General features: G+C 34.0%; 15 protein-coding genes. 6 read left to right on the plus strand and 9 right to left on the minus strand.

The annotated features are described in order from the left end of the window. Window positions 1–4: 4 nt before the first annotated feature. The 4 genes from QZZ51_RS00770 to metG all read right to left on the minus strand — a co-directional run bounded on the left by QZZ51_RS00770 (window position 5) and on the right by metG (window position 4,185). Complete coding sequence (locus QZZ51_RS00770) at window positions 5–706, minus strand: OmpA family protein (RefSeq protein WP_291864527.1); 702 nt, start codon at window positions 704–706, stop codon at window positions 5–7. A 28-nt stretch (window positions 707–734) separates the two neighbouring features. Continuing rightward, entirely contained in the window at window positions 735–1,205 is a 471-nt protein-coding gene (locus tag QZZ51_RS00775) for a lipocalin family protein (RefSeq protein ID WP_291864530.1), read from the minus strand. A gap of 364 nt (window positions 1,206–1,569) precedes the next feature. Then, window positions 1,570–2,088: a ferritin gene (locus tag QZZ51_RS00780; protein ID WP_291864533.1), complete on the minus strand. Its 519-nt coding sequence runs from the start codon at window positions 2,086–2,088 to the stop codon at window positions 1,570–1,572. Between the two features lie 30 nt (window positions 2,089–2,118). Further along, a complete protein-coding gene (metG, locus tag QZZ51_RS00785) occupies window positions 2,119–4,185 on the minus strand; it encodes a methionine--tRNA ligase (protein ID WP_291864535.1) in 2,067 nt (688 codons plus the stop codon). A 178-nt stretch (window positions 4,186–4,363) separates the two neighbouring features. Between metG and QZZ51_RS00790 the strand changes: the two genes are divergently transcribed. Continuing rightward, on the plus strand, window positions 4,364–4,540 hold the full coding sequence (locus QZZ51_RS00790) for a hypothetical protein (RefSeq protein WP_291864538.1): 177 nt from the start codon (window positions 4,364–4,366) through the stop codon (window positions 4,538–4,540). A 64-nt stretch (window positions 4,541–4,604) separates the two neighbouring features. Here the strand turns inward: QZZ51_RS00790 and QZZ51_RS00795 are convergent, their stop codons facing one another. Beyond that, complete coding sequence (locus tag QZZ51_RS00795; RefSeq protein ID WP_291864541.1) at window positions 4,605–6,344, minus strand: DUF1501 domain-containing protein; 1,740 nt, start codon at window positions 6,342–6,344, stop codon at window positions 4,605–4,607. 11 nt (window positions 6,345–6,355) lie between these two features. Then, window positions 6,356–7,858, minus strand: coding sequence for a DUF1800 domain-containing protein (locus tag QZZ51_RS00800; protein WP_291864542.1), 1,503 nt, complete (start codon window positions 7,856–7,858; stop codon window positions 6,356–6,358). A 180-nt stretch (window positions 7,859–8,038) separates the two neighbouring features. On the opposite strand from QZZ51_RS00800, the gene QZZ51_RS00805 reads away from it, so the two are divergent. Next, window positions 8,039–8,398, plus strand: a complete 360-nt coding sequence (locus tag QZZ51_RS00805; RefSeq protein ID WP_291864544.1) for a YraN family protein — start codon at window positions 8,039–8,041, stop codon at window positions 8,396–8,398. Window positions 8,399–8,450: 52 nt separating this feature from the next. Continuing rightward, on the plus strand, window positions 8,451–9,110 hold the full coding sequence (locus QZZ51_RS00810; RefSeq protein ID WP_291864547.1) for an aspartate kinase: 660 nt from the start codon (window positions 8,451–8,453) through the stop codon (window positions 9,108–9,110). Here the strand turns inward: QZZ51_RS00810 and QZZ51_RS00815 are convergent, their stop codons facing one another. Both QZZ51_RS00815 and mfd read right to left on the minus strand, forming a co-directional pair. Further along, window positions 9,111–10,433, minus strand: coding sequence for a thioredoxin family protein (locus QZZ51_RS00815; RefSeq protein WP_291864550.1), 1,323 nt, complete (start codon window positions 10,431–10,433; stop codon window positions 9,111–9,113). It lies immediately after the preceding gene. Between the two features lie 74 nt (window positions 10,434–10,507). Then, complete coding sequence (mfd, locus tag QZZ51_RS00820) at window positions 10,508–13,870, minus strand: transcription-repair coupling factor (protein WP_291864552.1); 3,363 nt, start codon at window positions 13,868–13,870, stop codon at window positions 10,508–10,510. Between the two features lie 171 nt (window positions 13,871–14,041). On the opposite strand from mfd, the gene QZZ51_RS00825 reads away from it, so the two are divergent. Next, window positions 14,042–14,473: a TerB family tellurite resistance protein gene (locus QZZ51_RS00825; protein WP_291864554.1), complete on the plus strand. Its 432-nt coding sequence runs from the start codon at window positions 14,042–14,044 to the stop codon at window positions 14,471–14,473. Between the two features lie 52 nt (window positions 14,474–14,525). Here QZZ51_RS00825 and fbp read toward each other — a convergent pair whose 3' ends face one another. Beyond that, entirely contained in the window at window positions 14,526–15,533 is a 1,008-nt protein-coding gene (gene fbp / locus QZZ51_RS00830) for a class 1 fructose-bisphosphatase (RefSeq protein WP_291864557.1), read from the minus strand. 197 nt (window positions 15,534–15,730) lie between these two features. Between fbp and QZZ51_RS00835 the strand changes: the two genes are divergently transcribed. Then, window positions 15,731–16,213, plus strand: a complete 483-nt coding sequence (locus QZZ51_RS00835) for a GNAT family N-acetyltransferase (RefSeq protein ID WP_291864559.1) — start codon at window positions 15,731–15,733, stop codon at window positions 16,211–16,213. Window positions 16,214–16,254: 41 nt separating this feature from the next. Continuing rightward, window positions 16,255–17,505 (plus strand): aspartate kinase, encoded by a 1,251-nt coding sequence (locus QZZ51_RS00840; protein ID WP_291864562.1) that lies wholly within the window; start codon window positions 16,255–16,257, stop codon window positions 17,503–17,505. Window positions 17,506–17,559 lie beyond the last annotated feature (54 nt).

The following is a 17,559-nucleotide window of genomic DNA, read 5'->3' on the forward strand; positions in this document are numbered from 1 at the left end:
TTTTCTAGTTTTCTCCAGATTGTGTTTTAGCCTCATTAATCATCTTCTCATTTGGCAATATTGCCACATTTACTCTTCTGTTTTTTGCTCTTCCGTCCGCAGTACTATTATCATTCGTTGGTTGGTTTTCTCCAAACCATTGTGTTGTAAATCTACCTGCAAGCAATCCTTTTCCGGTAAGATAGCTAGTTACAGCACCCGCTCTATTTTTAGACAGGGTCATGTTATACTCTTCAGCACCTACACTATCCGTATGCCCTACCACTAAAATATTTGTATCTGGATACTCCTTAAAGACTCCTGCCAATTTATCTAAAGAATTTTGTGAGGCTGTATTAATATTATACTTATTAGTATCAAAAAAGACACCACTATTTTCATCAAAAGTAATTACGATACCGTCGTCTACTCGTTCCACACGTGCTCCTGGTATTTCTTCTTCTATTTTTTGGGCTTGTTTGTCCATTTTGTTACCAATAAGAACACCTGCTCCACCACCAACAACACCGCCAATAATAGCTCCTAATTCTCCGTTTCCGCCTTTGCCAATATTATTACCTAATATTGCTCCTATAATAGCTCCCCCTGTTGCTCCAATAACAGCTCCTTTTTGTTTGTTATTTGCATTTTGCACCGTTTTACAATTGGTAAAACTGATAACGATTACCAGTGCTAATGCAAAGGTTAGTATTTTATTAATTTTCATAGATTTTAAATAAGGGGTTATTTTTTATTTATTGTTTAGCAAAAACCATACTAATTGTAAACGGTTTTTCATCTACAGTTAAAGTTTGCTCCCAGATCATACTGGTTTCTGTTAACTGGGTAAGATTTAATCTAAAACCAACATTATTTTGGCTTTTATTTTTTTCATCTGTAGGTTTTAATAGAAAATTATACAAGCCTGTTGCTTGATTAATTTCTTTAATTGTAAAAATAAAATTACGATTACCAACAGCGCAGCTAACATTATTTATAGCATACATTCCTGTGTTATTATTTGGTATAAACTGCCACGTACTTCCTTCAAAACATACTTTTTCCACATCATTTAAAAGTGTAACATTGTATGTTCCAGACTCACTGTAATTCACATGGTTTAGCATCCAATTCCCTTTAATAACTTTTTTAGAGACTCGTACAGTTTTAGAACCTCCACAGGAAAATAAACTTACCGAAAATAGTAGTACTAGTAAATGTTTCATTCGTTTTCTTTTATATACGCATCACCCAATAATTTAGACTTTAAAAAAACTATTATTCCTTATAGCCTTTTTTACATCTACGTATTCATCTTGTAAAATTAAAATATTGAATTAAAAATTAGGCTGTAGAAGGTTAAGCTACTTTTTTTAGCAAATCGAAACATGGGCATTTTTTACAACGCTTGTTCTCTGATTTTTTATACTTTTTACAACATTTATTTTTTACCTTATCGGGCACTAAAGAAACCGACTTAGATAATTTTTTTAATGCTTTTTTCTCCTTCTTTTTTTTACCCAAAACAAATTGCTCTTTGCGATGGGTAAATATACTTATTTTTATTTAATCTAAATAAAATAGTTATTTCTACTGAGGACTGTCCATTGAAGCGGAAGTAACCGTTAATTGCTCTATATCTCTATCGAACAAATACAATCCTCCTTTATCATTACCTATAAGATTTATTTTATCTAGTATATTCCGTGCTACTGCCTCTTCTTCTATTTGCTCGGAAACGTACCATTGCAAGAAATTATGTGTAGCATAGTCCCTTTCTCCTAAAGTAATATGTACTAAATCATTAATACTACTAGATACAAAAACCTCATGCTCTAACAATTTTTCAAACATTTCTTTAAAGGAATTAAAAGTAACATTAGGAGCAGTTAACTCTGAAATCTGTGCATGCCCACCACGTTCATTTACAAATTTTATAAGTTTTAACATATGATCTCTCTCTTCTTGAGATTGTTTATACATAAAACCCGCGACCCCTTCTAAGCCCTTAACCTCAGCCCAACAAGCCATTGCTAAATAAATCTGGGAAGATTCTGCTTCTATTTTTATCTGACTATTAAGTGCTTCTTCTATTTTTTTTGATAACATGTTCTTCTTTTTTTTAATAAAATTACAAATTTAATTGATAGTCTCTCCGTTAGAAACCCCATCTTCATCTGGGTTAACAAAAACTAGTTTACCATCTGCATTTTCTGTCATTAATATCATTCCTTCGCTCTCTACCCCTCTTAAAGCTCTTGGCGATAAGTTAATTAATACCGTCACTTTTTTACCTACTATTTCTTCTGGTTTAAAGCTTTCTGCTATACCAGAGACGATAGTCCTTACATCTAAGCCTGTATCTACCTTTAATACCAATAATTTTTTGGCTTTAGGCATTTTCTCTGCTTCTATAATAGTCCCTACACGCATATCTAGCTTAGAAAAATCATCGAAAGTAATGGTGTCTTTTTGCGCTACAACTTCTTTATTCGCGTTTTCGTTTGCTTTTTTAGTGGCTTCTAACTTATCTAATTGCATTTGCACTTCTTTATCTTCTATCTTTCTAAAAAGCAATTCTGCTTTATTAATTTGATGTTTTGGTGCTATTAGCACATCTTTCAGAGCTACATCTTCCCATGCTATGTCATCTAATTGTAAGATTCCTTTTAATTTGGCAGATGTAAATGGCAAAAATGGTTCGCTAAGTATCGCTAAAGCCGATGCTATTTGCAACGCAACATACATTACTGTTTTTACGCGTTCTTCATCTTGCTTTATAACTTTCCAAGGTTCCTCATCTGCTAGGTATTTATTCCCTAAACGTGCTAAATTCATAAGTTCCTGCCCTGCTTCTCGGAAGCGGTATCTTTCGATAGAACTAGAAATTATTCCTGGATATTTTTTCAATTGCGCAAGGGTTTCTTCATCCACATTGGAAAAATTCCCTGCAGGTGGCACCTGCCCATTGTAATATTTATGTGTTAATACAGCCACACGGTTTACGAAGTTCCCGAAAATGGCAACTAATTCGTTATTATTACGTGCCTGAAAATCTTTCCAAGTAAAATCGTTATCCTTTGTTTCTGGCGCATTTGCTGTTAAGGTATACCGTAACACATCTTGCATATCTGGGAACTCCTCTAAATACTCATGCAACCAAACTGCCCAATTTTTAGAAGTAGATAATTTATTCCCTTCTAAATTTAAAAACTCATTTGCTGGTACGTTTTCTGGTAGAATATATCCGCCATGTGCCTTTAGTATTGCCGGGAATATAATACAGTGAAAAACGATATTATCCTTCCCAATAAAGTGTACCATTTTAGTATCATCCGATTTCCAGTATGGCTCCCAATCTTTACCTTCACGAGCTGCCCATTCTTTGGTAGATGATATATACCCAATAGGAGCATCAAACCAAACATAAAGAACTTTACCTTCTCCCCCTTCTACAGGTACTGGTATACCCCAATCTAAATCTCTTGTAACTGCTCTTGGTTTTAAACCATCGTCTATCCAAGATTTACATTGTCCGTATACATTAGGTTTCCAATCTTTTTTATGACCTTCTAAAATCCATTCCCTTAAAAAGGCTTCGTGTCTATCTAATGGCAAAAACCAGTGTTTTGTTTCTTTTAAAGTAGGAACTGCTCCTGTTATAGTAGATTTTGGATTAATTAAGTCGGTAGCATTTAAAGTAGAACCACAATTTTCGCATTGATCTCCGTAAGCTTCTTCGTTTCCACATTTTGGGCATGTACCTACAACAAAACGATCTGCCAAAAACTGCTTAGCCTCTTCATCGTACAATTGCGCTGTGGTTTCTTCAATAAAATCGCCTTGTTCATTTAATTTTATAAAAAAATCGGATGCGGTTTTATGATGAATCTCGGAAGAAGTTCTAGAGTAATTATCAAAGGTAATTCCAAAATCCTGGAAGGATTTTTTTATAATCCCATTATACTTATCAATTACATCTTTTGGAGTTATTCCTTCCTTTTTTGCCTTCATTGAAATGGCAACACCATGCTCATCACTACCACAAACAAAAGCCACATCATTATTAGTTAAACGCAAATAGCGCGCATAAATATCTGCTGGCACATAAACCCCTGCTAAATGACCTATGTGTATAGGCCCATTAGTATAAGGCAATGCTGCTGTAATAGTATATCTGGCTGGTTTTTTTAGTTCTGTAGACATGTATAAAATTAATTAAGAAACAAAAATACAGATTTTGCTCCTAGTTCGTAGCATTCGGTATTAAATGAATTCAAATTCTATAATAACAGAAGACCTATGTGTGCAGCTTATCGAATATTTATACGAAATCCTTAAATATTTAGTTATTTATAAGACATATCCTACAAAAAATAATGCTATGAGTATAGGAAACCCAAAAAAGTTTACGCTTGCAGAAGATTTAGCAAAAATAAAAAAGGAAGAAAAAAATAAGAAGCTAGAAGACTCGGTTACTCGAGTGTATAAAAAGAATGACCATAGAGTAAAAAAAGAACTTACCTTTTCTACTAAAAAAAGTAAATCTAAACTCGTTTAGAATAACAAAAAAGCCTTCTTAGCACAAAGTACACAAGAAGGCTTAATAAATAGTGGGGTTATTTTTAAGCTACCATTACGGATTTGCTCATTTTCTTATTTTGTACATTAATTCTATAAATATATTTACCCGTAGCCAAATGTTGAGGCATACGTTCTCTTATGTTTATTTCTGTGGATCCCTCTGACATTCTTTCGCTATACACCGTACCCACATTCTGTCCCATTATATTATATAATTGAATTTCTACAATAGCAGAAAAAGGCATTTCTATATAAATATGAGGTGTTTCATCCGTTGGATAAAATGGTTTATGTATTATAGCATTTAAGAGTTCTGGACTGAACGGGGTCTCACTGTCTGGTCCTGGTTGTGTTGGCAAAGTTGGCTCCCCATCACTCATAGCAATATCTGGAAATACGGTCTCTGCATGGCATTGAAAACCTAAATCTACAGGGGTATAATTATAACCCGCTATGTTCGTAGGGTTTAAGTGCTCATTTACCGTTGTTGGATCTACACATAACCATTCCGCAAGGACAGTACCATATAAATCTCTAAAATCCATAGTATATTCTAAGTTTCCTCTCCCATCTGGGTTATCTAAAGTGGGGTGCTCCCCAACAAAAGCACTTCCTTTTAATCCAGACCCAAAGAAAAGGGTTGGAGCAGCCTTACCGTGATCAGTACCATTAGAACCATTCTCAAAAATTCGTCTTCCGAATTCAGAAAAAGTCATACTTAATACTTTTTCATCTTGTTGCGTACAGGCCAAATCTTCATAAAAATTATTAACTGCTACAGAAAGATTCGTCATTAACCTTTCGTGCGCTAAAGGTTGATTACCGTGGGTATCAAAACCTCCCATAGAAATCATATATACTTTAGTTCCTAAGTTCCCTTTTATTAGCTTAGCTAAAAGCTCTAATTGTCTTGCAAAAGAATTATCTTGATATTCCACGCACTGTAGTTTATCACCTCTTAAATAAGCTTCGTGGATGGTACCCGCATATTCGTTGGTAACATTAGAAACGCCTCTTAAAAATCGTAACTGATCTCCGTACATACAATCATCAAAAAGAGCCTCATCTACTGGGAATTGCACTCCAGTTTCCGCTATCTGTTGTAATTGATCTACATTATTGGTAACAAACGCATAATTGGTTTCTTCTCCTTCGAATACCAAATTACCATAACTCCCTATTTGTATTGCTGCAGGACCTTCTGGTCTGCTTCCTGGAAAGTCAGAAAGATAATCTGGATACAAATTTTCAAAATGTCTACCCATCCATCCTGTATCCGTACCACTAAAACCAGTAGTACTTAAATCTGTATTTGCAAAAATATCGGAACCAGTAAAATGGGAAAGACTTTGCCCCTCATAACCTACACCGTGGACGGCTTTAAACTGACCATCTCCCCACATAGACTCTAAAGATTTCATATAGGATGGAACCCCATACTCGTCTGTAAGCTTTAAAATTTTACTTTCAGGTATATATATGTTAGGTCTTGCTGTGGCATAACTATCATACTGATTAATGGGTATCACGGTACTAAGACCATCATTACCGCCAGAAAGACGAATTAAAACTAAGATATTATCCGTTTCGGCATCGGCTACTGCTGTTGTTAATCTTGACGGAGCAGATGCACTTAACATGTTTGAACCAAGCATCATGCTTCCAGAACCTGCAATTCCTAATGTTTGTAAAAACGAACGGCGGCTCCAGGTGGCATGTTCTTCATTATGGCCGTCATGCTCTTTGCCTTTGTGAGGAGAATTATCGTGAGTATCACACATAGTTGTAGGTTTTATTTTAGTTGAAATTCAGGTTGTCTACCAAGGTGTTGTAATAGTAGGTATACTTGGTTATGCGCATTCGGCAACATCATATTCCATGAAAAGTTACTGGGATCAGGACTATCCTCATAAACACCATTATCTTCATAGGGATCTCTAAAAATACCTATTGCGGTATCGTAATCCGCTGTTGTTAATAAGCCTTTTGGTAAAATTTTATCAATAATGGCTCTAGCGACTTCAGCTGGATCGTTTGTAGTAGCACCATTTGGCGCTGCAACCTGAACACCAAAATCTCTAAATTGTTCTTCATTGCTTTGGTAAAATGCCAATAAAATAGATTCAACGGTTAACCAACGGCCAATCATAAAATTGGTGTTAATCCATGACCTATCTCTTTGCCAACCAGCAACATCGAAAGGATCAAATAACGTTTGTCCTAATAAAGAGCTATAATTAATAACTTCACTTATGTTGGTATCGGTAGTAGTGAAATTCGTTTCTTTAAATAAGTTGTAGTAAATATCAAAAGGACTCTTTATAATTACACCTATGGCGTCATCATCGAAAAAATGTTGGCTCTTGAATAGTTGACGCAAAACTGGAGCAATTTCAAAATTATTAGTAATAAAAGTGCTTGCCATACCATCAATTATGGTTTGTGCATTACCCGCTTGGTCTTTAGAATCTGGGTGCACAAAAAACTCATATAATTTTCTACATATAAACCCAGCTATTTCATTGGGGCGTTGTGCAAAAAGAATATCGTGTACATCTTGGTAATTCCAATTTCCAGTTTGTCCGAATATCGTTTTACTACCTGCATCATGTTTTGTTGCATCAAACAGAACAGCTTCGCAGCCTATCTCTCCTCTTTCTACATAACCCGTAAGGGCTTTAGCGGTTTCAATAACATCCTCTTCTGTATACGCATTACCTTCGCCTAAAGTAAAAAGCTCTAGTAACTCTCTTCCATAATTTTCATTAGGATTGTTTCCATTATTATAAACACCGTCTAAGTAATATAACATGGCACTTGTTAGACCAATCTCTTCTACAAAGGTCTTAAAGTTTCCCAACGCATTTCTTTGTAAACAATTTACGTAATGGTATAAAAAAGAATTACAATCGTAAACATCTATTTCCGTAACAAAATGATTGCTCCAAAAGAAACTAAGTCTGTCTCTTAAATTATTATTAAGCATATCATTAGCATATGCTAACCCCCATTCCTGTCTTTGAGTTCTTCTCAACTGACTAGCCTGGTCATCATCGGCAGGATAGTTACTGTTGTTCCAATCTGCCCAAGAAGGTGCCGTGGTTGTTGTGGCATTTAAAGCTTGATCTACTAGAGAATCTACCAAAGTATTAGCTGTTTGATTAACAGCTGCATTAATGGTATCCACAGAGGCACTGAAACCTAGCCTCCGGTATAAATGAGCTGCTTTTTGCTGATCCAATGGAACAGTATATACAGCTAATGAAGAAGTATTACAATTAATGAAATATTCCATAGCGATTTAGGCATTAGTATTTTTAGTTCTTAGAGTTGGGGCTCTATCTTAACGCAACGAAATTTGGTATAGTATTATTATACCGTTATTTTCGTTACAATTTCGAATTTACAATGTTTTCATTATAAAAACGGTGAACGACTTATATTTTCGATGAAACGCACAAAATAGCCTGAATTTATGGGGACACATAACGATTTTGGAAAAAAAGGAGAACAACTTGCGGCGGATTATCTTCTTAAAAAAGGGTATACCATAAGATATAAAAATTACAGGCACCTAAAAGCCGAAGTTGATATTATTGCCCAAAAAGGGTCTATTTTGGCTATTGTGGAAGTACGTTCTAGGAGTACGGACTTTATTGAAAATATTGCGGACACGATTACTAAAAAGAAAATTCAGCTACAAGTATTAGCTGCAGATCATTATGTTACTGATTTAAATTTAGATGTAGATGTACGGTTCGATGTGATTACAATTCTTAAGAATAAACACACTTTTGATTTAAATCATATAGAGAATGCATATTATCATTTCTGACAATTTGTTTTATTTGTAACAGTTTGTTATATTTGCACACACAACGTATGCAATGAAAACAATATCTTCCGTAGTAGAACAATACATTAAGAAAAAACCCTTCCTGCAAAGTGCTCTTGCACAAGGAATTATAAACCTAACTTCTCTTTCTAGAATTGTAAAACCAGAGATTGAGGACGAACTAGGAAAAGACGTTCGTAATGGTGCGATTGTTATGGCTCTTAAACGCTTATCTGATGATTTAGAGTTTCGTGCTACTCATAAGATAATTAAAGTACTAAAGAATATTGGTGAAATTACGGTACGTTCTTCCTTAACGGATTATACCTTTTTAGCTTCGGATACTATTTTAAGACAACAAGCCAAACTCTTAGAAGAAATAAATACTAACCAAGATGTTTTCTACACTTCGTCTAGAGGTGTAAATGAAATTAATATTGTGATAAGCAATTTAATGGATAGTGTTGTTGAAAATCTATTTGTTGGCGAAAAGTGCACTCAAAAAGCACAAGATCTATCTTCTATAACGGTTAAATTACCTGCTGAAAATGTTTCGGTTCCCGGCATATACTATTTCATCTTTCAGCGCTTAGCCTGGGAAGGTATTGTTCTATACGAGGTAATTTCTACCACCAATGAGTTTACTATTTTGGTTGATGACGCACAAGTAGACATAGCTTTTAAGACCATCAAAGATTTAAAAACCTTATAATTAATTATTAATAAGGAATTCTATTACTGCTTTATCATCTTCTGGCTTTGCTATAAAACGTTTATCCTTATCTAAAATAAAATAGGAAGGTGTTTGGTTTATAGCATATAACTTTGCGTATTTCCCCTGCCATTTCCCTAAAGCAAGTGCATGCTCGAAAATCGGGAATTTTGCAATCTCAATTTTCCAATTCATAGCAGCATCTTCAATACCAACAGCTACGACTTTAATATTTGGGTGTTTTTTTAACTCTTTATGTAGCGCCGGCAGCTCTTTTAAGCAATGAGAACAGGTGCTACTCCAAAATACCAGAACATAGTTAGTACTCCCTTCCAAAGTACTTAGTGTTTTTTCTTCTCCCTTTTCCCCCCAACTTATATCTGGAGCAATAGCCCATATGCGCAATCTATTATGTAATTCTATAGCATCTATTATATCTTGCTTTCCTTCTTCTACAGCCAGAACTTTTAAATAGTCTGTATATATAAAATCGGATAAATTATTCAATTTACTTGCTGCAGCCTGTGACCATAAATTATAATATAAATGAAGTTTGTATCCTTTAGAAACAGTTTGTGTATAATAATCTACTTTACGAACATTATTTTGCATTTCTTTCTCTGTAGCCTCCTGAGAAATTGTCTCTAACGGAAGTGCCGTAAAAACGTAATTAACAACCTTATCCGTTAAAAAACCAGATGCTTGCAAAGTGGTGTTTGTAAAATTTAACCCATTAAAATAATTCTTCTTTTTGTTTGATATATAGTCCTGAATAGTCTCGTATCCAGAAGGAATATAGGGTTGATTTCCTTTGATAAATTTCCCAGCTATTAAGCCTTTCGTTTTTATTTCATAATTTGTTTGGACTGCTTTTACATTCTTAAAAATTGCATTGTATTCTCGTACGTTAGTATTCCCAGACGTATAATACGTAATAATTCGACGCTCTAAATCATTTAACTCCTTAAAGTAAGAGGTAAAAAGAATATTTTCTTTGGAGCTTATAAAAGCTACTCCATTATCTGTAGTAAAAGATAATTCTACATTTTCCTTGCCATTATACAACACATCAAAATAAAACTCTTCTTGAGGCACAGCATAAACCAGTCTATAGGTTCCTGCGGGAGAATTGGCTGGCATATTTAAAGTAAACGCCCCATTATTTATTGCCGTATCTGCCACATAAACTTGTGTTCCTGGTTTTAACCGATAAGCAATTAACCAACTATAATCTTTGGCAGGCTTAAAGGTTCCCGAAATGGTGTTTTGTGCGAAAATTACGCAACTAAATAATAATACTAAACCAAGAATAATTTTTTTCATATCCATTATGTTTTCCTAACCGAATGTAATTGGTGTTTATAGACTTTCAAAAACAGTACCAAAACCAAAGTTTCTTAAAATTTTAAAGGCTGCATAACCCGTAATGCCTTCTCTACTGTATTTACGTTTTCAAAAACCAATAATAATCGCAGTCCATTTCTTGTTTGTTTTTCTTTCATTTTACAAACCTTAGTATGGGCTTGTACAAATTGAAGCACTCGGGTAAAAGTTGGACTTTGATAAAAATCGGATTGTTGGTCTGCAATAAAATAGCCTATGAGTTTCTTTTGCTTCATTACCACTTTCTCTAGTCCTATTTGATTGGCTATCCATTTTATCCGTACCGAATTTAATAAATCTACAGCTGGTGTTGGCAATTCTCCAAAACGATCCACCAATTCTTTCTCATATTTCACTAAAGCTTCTTCATCTTTAAGAGCATTTAAATTGGTGTACAATGTTAGGCGTTCTGTTATATTATTAATATAATCATCTGGGAATAGAAGCTCAAAATCAGAATCTATCTGTGTTTCTTTTACATATACCTTTTCTGCAGGGCCTTCTACTTCTTCATATAAATCTTTAAATTCATTTTCTTTTAACTCATTTATGGCTTCTGAAAGAATTTTTTGATAAGCATCAAAACCTATTTCGTTTATAAAGCCGCTTTGTTCTCCTCCAAGAATATCACCTGCACCACGAATTTCTAAATCTTTCATGGCTATATTAAATCCGCTTCCTAATTCTGTAAACTGCTCTAGGGCTTGTATTCTCTTTCGTGCATCATTAGTCATTACTTCGTAGGGTGGGGTTATAAAGTAACAAAAGGCCTTTTTATTACTTCGCCCAACACGGCCACGCATTTGGTGTAAATCGCTCAATCCAAAATTATTCGCATTGTTTATAAAAATGGTATTCGCATTGGTAACATCTAATCCGCTTTCTACAATAGTTGTAGAAACCAAAACATCGAACTCACCATTCATAAAAGAAAGCATTAAAGCTTCTAATTTTTTACCTTCCATTTGCCCATGACCAATACCAATTTTAGCATCGGGGACTAAACGTTGGATCATACCAGCAACTTCTTTTATATTCTCTATTCTGTTATGAATAAAAAAAGATTGCCCACCTCTTTGTATCTCATAAGAAATAGCGTCTCTAATAGTTTCTTCAGAAAAACGAATAACTTCACTTTCTATAGGATATCTATTTGGTGGCGCTGTATTTATTTGTGACAAATCTCTTGCTGCCATTAAACTAAACTGCAAGGTTCTAGGAATTGGTGTAGCTGTTAGTGTTAAAACATCTACATTTTCTTTGATGGACTTTAGTTTGTCTTTAACCGCTACTCCAAATTTTTGCTCTTCGTCTACAATTAATAAACCTAAATCTTTAAATTTTACACTCTTATTTACCAATTGGTGTGTGCCTATTATAATATCGATCTTGCCAGCTTCTAAACCCTCCAAAGTTGCTTTTCTTTCTTTGGCAGTTTTAAATCTATTTAAATAATCAACGGTTACGGGCATTTCTTTTAATCGTTCTTTAAAAGACCGCGCATGCTGAAAAGCTAAAATGGTCGTTGGCACCAATACTGCAACTTGTTTACCATTATCTACTGCTTTAAAAGCTGCCCGTATGGCCACCTCTGTTTTCCCAAAACCTACATCGCCACAAACCAAACGATCCATAGGACGTTCGCTTTCCATATCTTGTTTAATATCGGCAGTTGCTTTACCTTGATCAGGTGTATCTTCGTATATAAAAGAAGCTTCTAACTCATGTTGCAAATAACTATCTGGAGCATATTGAAAACCTTTTTCTAATCTTCTTTTGGCATATACTTTTATTAAATCGAAAGCTATTTTCTTAACTCTAGATTTTGTTTTTTGTTTTAGCTTTTTCCAAGCTGCAGAACCGAGTTTAAAAATCTTTGGCGGATTACCATCCTTACCCGTAAACTTAGATATTTTGTGTAGAGAATGAATACTTACATAAAGTATATCTCTTTCTCCATACATTAATTTTATAGCCTCTTGTTTTTTACCTTCTACATCAATCTTTTGTAGTCCTCCAAACTTTCCTATGCCATGGTCTATATGGGTAACATAATCGCCAGTTTCTAGTTTTGTAAGTTCTTTTAAGGTAATTGCCTGCTTTTTAGCATAACCATTTTTTAAATGGAATTTATGATAGCGCTCAAAAATTTGGTGATCCGTATAACAAGCTATTTTAAGGTTATCATTAATAAACCCTTGGTGCAAAGAAAAAACTATGGTTTTATAATGCACCTCTTCTTCTACCTCATCAAAAATATCATGAAAACGCTGCGCTTGTTGGTCCGTTGCACAAAAAATATAGTTCGTATACCCTTTGGCTTTATTGGTATTTAAATCTTTAATAAGTAAATCGAACTTTTTATTAAAAGACGGTTGGGGCTTTGTTTTATAAACCACTTCTTCTGCTGGCTTTGTAGACAATTTTGTTAATGCGGTGGCATTTTTCCCAAGTGTTACTAATCTAAATGCTGCCAGTTGTCCTTTAAGTAATTTTGCATTAACAAAAAGTTCTAATGGCTCGGCATGTTTTATGTCTTCGGATAATTTTGCAAATGCTGTTATGGCCTTTGCAAAAAAGGTATCTAACTGATCTAAAAGAAAGTCTATATTTTTTACAAAAATAACCGTATCCTTAGCCACATAATTTAAAAAACTTTCTCTAGTTTCTTCTGAAAATTTATTCTCAACATTAGGAATAATAGTAATTTTACTGATTTTCTCGGTAGAAAGTTGTGTTTCTACATCAAAAGTCCGAATACTATCAATTTCATCTCCAAAAAACTCAATTCTATAGGGCTGGTCGTGCGAAAAAGAGAATACATCAACAATACCACCCCGAACAGAAAACTCTCCTGGCTCGGTAACAAAATCTACTCTTTTAAATTTATATTCAAATAAAACTTCGTTTAAAAAATCTAAGCTTAAGGTGTCATCTACCTTTATTTTTAATGTATTTTTCTCTAGTTCTTTCCGGGTAACTACCTTTTCGAAAATTGCCTCTGGATAGGTAACAATTACAGCAGGTTTCTTTCTGGAATTTATTCTATTTAAAACTTCTGCTCTTAAAAGTACGTTAGCATTATCCGTTTCTTCAATTTGGTAGGCTCTACGGTAACTTCCTGGGTAAAAAAGCACCTCTTTTTCACCAATAAATTGTTCCAAATCATTGAGGTAGTATGCGGCCTCTTCTTTATCATTAAAAATTAAGAGAAAAGGAGCTTCTGCTTGTTTAAATACATCTGCTATAACAAAAGACAAAGCAGAGCCCATTACTCCTGTTAAAGCAACATTTTTTTCGGATTGAACAATAGTATTTTTCAGTTTCTGCGATTGCGGAGACTGTGCAAAACCTTGTTGAATAGTAGAATAGGTCAACGGTATAAATTTATGCAAATATAACTTCTACTGTCATTGCTAACAAAAAGGAACCCTATTTTTTATTACAACTAATTACCGAAGTAATTAAACATCTAATCAAAAAAAAATAGAAGAATCTAAATAGTTGTTTTAAAAAATTATATTTGTAATCTTAAACAACAAGAATTTATGTCAATTTCAGATTTATTTGATAGCGGATTTCAAAAAAGAAACCAAGATCATTTTGCAGCCATTGTAAAAGTAGCAATGAGCGATGGAGTAATTACAGACGATGAAAAGGCTTTTTTAGATAGATTAGCAAAAAAATTAGATATCTCCGAGCATGATTATGCTGAGATTTTAAAAGATTACCAAGGAAAGCCAATTAACCCTCCTACCAGTTACGATAGCCGCTTGGAAAGGTTATACGATTTAGCTCGTATGGTTTATGCCGATAACGAATTAGGAGCAAAACAAACAGTTATGCTACAACGCTTAGGTGTTGGCTTAGGATTTTCTCCAGGGAACGTAGCCTATGTTGTAGACAAAGCTTTAAAATTAGTAGATGCAGGAGTTGATTTGGACAACTTTATAGAAGAAATAAAGAATATGAATCGATAATCCATCGGAATAAAAATAAAAAAGCGGTCTTTGAAAAGACCGCTTTTTTTATTTACGCATGTTTAGCAATACATTCATGCAATTTCTTCACCATATTTTTACTTCCACAAAAGAAAGGTACCCTTTGGTGTAATTCTGTTGGCTCTATATCTAAAATACGGCCAAATCCGTCACTAGCTAAACCATTAGCTTGCTCTGCTAAATAAGCCATAGGGTTACACTCATATAATAAACGAAGTTTTCCGTTTTCGGCTATATTACTTTTTGGATACATATAAATACCTCCCTTTATCATGTTTCTATGAAAATCAGAAACTAAAGAACCAATGTACCTAGAAGTATAAGGTCTATCTCCTTCTTCCTCTTGGCAGTATTTTATATAATCTTTTACCCCTTGTAAAAAATGCACATAATTACCTTCATTAACAGAATATATTTTACCAGATTCTGGAAATTCCATATCTGGGTGCGAAAGATAAAAAGTACCTAAAGCAGGGTTTAAAGTAAATCCGTTTACACCAGCACCAGTACTATATACTAACATGGTAGATGTACCATACACAATATACCCTGCGGCTACTTGCTCTCTTCCTTTTTGTAAAAAATCTTTCAACTCTACAGGAGTACCTACAGGAGTTATCCTTCTGTATATAGAGAAAATAGTCCCTACGGAAACATTTACATCGATATTAGAAGAACCATCTAAAGGGTCTATTAATACAACATATTTATTCTGATGGTTGTCATCACTACTATTAATTGTAATAAAATCATCTTCTTCTTCAGAAGCAATTCCACAAACAATCTCTCTGTTTTTTAATGTTTGGATAAATTTTTCATTAGCCATAACATCTAATTTTTGTTGGTTTTCACCCTGTATATTAGTGTCTCCGGCTGCACCCAAAATATCTACAAGTCCTGCTTTGTTCACCTCATGGTTCACAACTTTAGCAGCTAATCGTATCGCATTTATAAGTTTAGAAAGCTCTCCAGAAGTATATTGAAATGCAGATTGGTTTTCAATAATAAACTCTCCTAATGTTTTATGTTTTTTAAGCATTGTACTGATTGTGTTTATTTGATTACAAATATCGCCAATTTTGTGAAACTATAACGTTATCGATATTATTTCATTTTTAAATTTATAACTATGTGTTATATTTGTAACACACAATTAAAAAATGTAATTAGGGGCAATTAATAGCAGAACGCCTTTTTTATTTTAGAATTGTATTAAATACTTAAAATATTAAACCAATGAGCTTTACTATTAGAGATAGCAAAATAACAGATGTACCAGAGATATTATCTTTGATTAAAGAACTTGCCGTTTTTGAAAAAGAAGAAAACGCAGTAGAAGTTACAGAGCAACAGTTGGCAGTTGATGGGTTTGGAGAAAACCCTCTATTTCATTGTTTTGTTGCGGAGAGTAAGTCCAAAATTGTCGGTATTGCTTTGGTTTACCCTAGGTATTCTACATGGAAAGGCCCTATCCTTCATTTAGAAGATCTTATGGTATCAGAAAAATTTAGAGGTACTGGTTTAGGAAATGCCCTACTTACTTCTGTTGTAAAGCATGGCAATAATTTAGGTGTAAAAAGAATCTCTTGGGAAGTAATAGATTGGAACGAAAGAGCAATAGCCTTTTACGAATCTAAAGGAGCTAACGTTATGAGAGATTGGGATGTTGTTCATTTAGACGAGCAAAGTATCGCAAATTTTTTAAAGAATAGTAATTAAAGTCTTTCTTCCTTTTGGGGAAGAACTAAAAAATAGTTTTAATGAGAGTTTTTAAATTTGGAGGAGCGTCTGTAAAAGATGCAGATGGTGTAAAAAATATTGTAAAAGTATTACAAGAGGTAGGTTATAAAAACACCCTAGTAATTGTTTCCGCAATGGGTAAAACTACCAACGGTATGGAGGCTATTGTCAATGCATACTTTAAAGACAAGCCAATTTTATCTTCTAAAATTCAAGAAGTTATAGAATACCACAATAACATATTGAGAGATTTGTTTCCAAATACAGAGCATGTAGTTTACAAAAGAGTAAAAGAATTGTTTGGTGAAGTTCAAGGATTCCTTGCTTGGAATAAATCTCCAAATTATAATTTTGTCTATGATCAGGTAGTTGGTTATGGCGAATTGGTATCTACCAGTATTATTAGCGCCTATTTAAATGAAATTGGCTTACAAAACACTTGGTTAGATGTTCGAAACCTAATTAAAACCAATAATACTTATCGAGACACTAATGTCAACTGGGATAAAACACAAGAACAAATTACTGAAAAGGTTAATAAAAAGGTTCTAAACATCACCCAAGGATTTCTAGGTAGCGATGACAACAATTTCACGACTACCTTGGGTAGAGAAGGTTCGGATTATACTGCGGCAATTTTAGCCTATTGCCTAAATGCAGATTCTGTTACTATTTGGAAAGATGTTCCTGGTGTTTTAAATGCAGATCCAAGGTATTTTAAAGAAACCCAACTTTTAAACAAAATATCCTATAGAGAAGCTATTGAACTTGCTTTTTATGGCGCATCCGTAATTCACCCTAAAACTTTACAACCACTACAACGTAAGGAAATTCCTTTGCACGTAAAATCCTTCCTAAATCCTAAAAATGAAGGTACTACAGTGGGGAAAGGGAATGACATAGAGCCTAAGGTTCCCTGCTTTATTGTTAAAAAAGACCAAGTTTTAATGAAATTATCTTCTTTAGATTTTTCTTTTATTGTTGAAGATAATATAAGTGAGCTATTTAAGCTATTCCATGATTATAAAATGAAGGTAGATTTAATTCAAAATTCCGCTATTAGTTTCTCCGTATGTGTAGATAACCGATTTGGTCGCCTGCAAGAGTTACTTAATACGTTAAAAAGCAGGTTTAAAGTGGTTCACCAAGAAGGGGTGTCTCTATATACTATTCGCCATTTTAATACCGACGCCATAGCATCTTTACAAAACGGATATGAAATTCTATTAGAGCAACGAGCAAAGGAAACCGTGCAATTAGTGGTAAAATAATCATAAAACTCTTCTTCCTAAATCCAAAGGAAGCTCGTTAGAGTCGTTTTTTGT

The sequence above is a fragment of the Maribacter sp. genome (genome assembly GCF_016744255.1).
GTDB lineage: Bacteria > Bacteroidota > Bacteroidia > Flavobacteriales > Flavobacteriaceae > Maribacter_B.